Below are 2,537 nucleotides of genomic sequence, written 5' to 3' on the forward strand. Positions count from 1 at the left end.
CCGTCGGTGCCACCGGACGGGCCGGCTGGCACCGACGGGTGGCGGCGCTGCCGACGGCGTACCTGCTCGGGCTCGTCGTCCTCGGCTTCGTCCACCCGTTCCTGCCGTCGTGGCGCTGGCTCGCGATCCATCTCTTCCTGCTCGGCGCGGCGACCAACGCCATCCTGATCTGGAGCGCGCACTTCTCCGTCGCGGTGCTCCGGGCCCCGGCGCCGGCCAGCCGGCGCGCCGAGACCGCCCGCCTCGTCGCGCTGAACGTCGGCGTGGTGGCCGTGCTGGTCGGCGGGGCCACGGACCGTCCGTGGACCGGGGTGGCCGGAGCCACCATCGTCTTCGCCGCCGTCGTCGCGCACCTGGCTTGGCTGGCGGCTCGGCTGCGCACCGCCCTGCCGACCCGATTCGCGGTCACCGTCCGCTACTACCTCGCCGCGGCCATCGCCCTCGTCGTCGGTATTCCGGTCGGCGCCGCGATGCTGGTGGTCGACGAGGCCGACCGGTCCCGACTGGTGCTGTTCCACGCCCACGTGAACCTGCTCGGCTGGGTGACGCTGACCGTCCTCGGTACGCTGCTGACCCTCTGGCCGACCGTGCTGCGCACCCGGATGGCCGCGGGCGCGGTCCGCGCCGCCACGGTGGCCCTGCCCCTCCTCGTCTCCGGCCTCCTCCTGCTCGGCACCGGTCTGCTCGCCTGGTGGCGTACGGTGATCGGCGCCGGCCTGGTCCTGGTCCTCGTCGGCGCGCTCCGGTGCGGGGCTGCTCAGCAGGGTCCCGGCGTCGACCGCGAGGGCGACCAGGAGCCAGCCGGCGGCGGCCCGGCGGAGCTGCGGCGGCGCATCGCCCTGCTCGACCGGCACTGGCCACAGCGGCTCGCGATGACCAACGCCGCGCTGGCGGTCTTCGCCCTGCCGACCCCGCCGTTCGTCCGCATCACCACCTCCCTGCTGGTCCTCGCCGCGCTGGTGCAGTTCCTCGTACCCGCCGTCCGGGTCCTGCTCACCGCCCGGAGACAACCGTGAACCCCGCCACCGGTCCCACCCGCGTCCGCCCGCTCGGCGGCGTCGCCGCCGGACTCGCCCTGGTCCTGATCGCCGTCCTCGTCGGAGTCGCCGGGCAGCGCCTCACCAGCGTCGAGACGCCCGGCGCCGTGCCCGCCGGCGGTGCGGTGGCGGAGACCGGGCACACCACCACCGTCGCGGTCGTCGCCGAGGGGATGCGGTTCCATCCCGCACAGATCACCGTGCCGCGCGGCGACCGGCTGGTCATCGAGCTGACCAACCGCGACGACCGCCGCCACGACCTGGTGCTGGCGACCGGCGCGCGGACCCCGCTGCTGAGCCGCGGCGGCACCGCCCGGGTCGACGCCGGGATCATCGGCGGACCGCTGGCCGGCTGGTGCTCGATGCCCGGCCACCGCCAGTCCGGGATGACGCTGAGCGTGAGCACCACCGACGCCCCGGCCGCCGGCCACGACGACCACGCGGCCGACCCGGCACCGGGTACGGCCGCTCGCATCGACCCGATGGCCGACCCCGGTCCGGCGTTCACCGCCCGGGACGCCACCGCGCCGACGATCCCGCCCGGTCGCGTGCACAAGGTCGAACTGCGGGCACGGGAGGTGGTGCGCGAGGTGGCCCCCGGCGTACGGCAGAAGATGTGGACCTTCAACGGGACGGTGCCCGGTCCGGTGCTGCGCGGGCGGGTCGGCGACACCTTCGAGGTCACCCTCGTCAACGAGGGCAGCATGGACCACGGCGTCGACTTCCACGCCGGCGCGCTGGCCCCCGACGCGGTGATGCGACCGATCGACCCCGGCCAGCGGCTGACCTACCGGTTCACCGCGACCAAGGCCGGGATCTGGATGTACCACTGCTCGACCATGCCGATGCTGCACCACATCGGCAACGGTATGTACGGCGCGGTCATCATCGACCCGCCGGACCTCACCCCGGTCGACCGGGAGTACGTCCTCGTGCAGTCCGAGCTCTACCTCGGTCCCGACGGTGAGCCCGGCGACCTGGCGAAGATGCAGGCCGAACGACCCGACGCCGTCGTCTTCAACGGCTACGTCGCCCAGTACGACCACCGCCCGCTCACCGCGCGCGCGGGGGAGCGGGTGAGGGTGTGGGTGCTCGACGCCGGGCCGAACCGGGACAGCGCGTTCCACATCGTCGGCGCGCAGTTCGACACCCTCTACCGGGAAGGGCAGTGGCAGCTCCGACCATCGGATCCGGGCGGGGCGCAGGTGCTCGACCTGGCACCCGCCGCCGGCGGCTTCGTCGAGACGGTCTTCCCCGAGCCCGGCCGGTACCCGTTCGTCAGCCACGTCATGGTGGACGCCGAACGCGGCGCGCACGGCGTGTTCGAGGTCGGACCGGGGAAGTAGTTCAGCCTACCGGCCGGCTCGGCCGCCCGGACGGGATACGCGGAGCGCACCAACCGGTCGGGGTGCCGTCGCTACCGTCCGTGAGCATGAGGACCTGGGGAGTTCCTGCGGCGCTGGCCGCCGTTCTGCTGCTGCCGCCGCTGACCGCCCCGAC

At 74.3% G+C, this 2,537-nt stretch carries 2 protein-coding genes; both read left to right on the forward strand.

What is annotated here, in order from left to right; all coding sequences use genetic code 11:
* Positions 1 to 1,016, forward strand: a 1,016-nt coding sequence (locus DKL51_RS30890; protein WP_124813046.1) for a hypothetical protein, incomplete at its 5' end; no start/stop codon positions are given.
* Positions 1,013 to 2,383 carry a multicopper oxidase domain-containing protein gene (locus DKL51_RS30895; protein ID WP_109966702.1) on the forward strand — a complete coding sequence of 457 codons (1,371 nt, stop codon included), beginning with the start codon at positions 1,013 to 1,015 and terminating at the stop codon, positions 2,381 to 2,383. The genes DKL51_RS30890 and DKL51_RS30895, both read left to right, overlap by 4 nt.
* Positions 2,384 to 2,537: the final 154 nt, after the last annotated feature.

The organism is Micromonospora globispora (assembly GCF_003857015.1).
Classification (GTDB): Bacteria; Actinomycetota; Actinomycetes; order Mycobacteriales; family Micromonosporaceae; genus Micromonospora; species Micromonospora globispora.